Origin of the sequence: Vibrio sp. S17_S38 (assembly GCF_014694375.1) — a bacterium.
In the GTDB taxonomy this organism is placed as follows: domain Bacteria; phylum Pseudomonadota; class Gammaproteobacteria; order Enterobacterales; family Vibrionaceae; genus Vibrio.
This window is the reverse complement of sequence record NZ_JAAUWW010000060.1, coordinates 1-207: the sequence shown is the minus strand read 5'-3', so window position 1 is coordinate 207 and position 207 is coordinate 1. Positions and strand designations below refer to the sequence as shown.

At 99.5% G+C, this 207-nt stretch carries 1 protein-coding gene; it reads right to left on the bottom strand.

The window, feature by feature from the left end:
• Positions 1 to 207: hypothetical protein (locus tag HC725_RS16945; protein ID WP_190332957.1), on the bottom strand; the 207-nt coding region annotated here is incomplete at both ends.

Genomic DNA, 207 nt, shown 5'->3' with positions numbered 1-207 from the left:
CCCCCCCCCCCCCCCCCCCCCCCCCCCCCCCCCCCCCCCCCCCCCCCCCCCCCCCCCCCCCCCCCCCCCCCCCCCCCCCCCCCCCCCCCCCCCCCCCCCCCCCACCCCCCCCCCCCCCCCCCCCCCCCCCCCCCCCCCCCCCCCCCCCCCCCCCCCCCCCCCCCCCCCCCCCCCCCCCCCCCCCCCCCCCCCCCCCCCCCCCCCCCC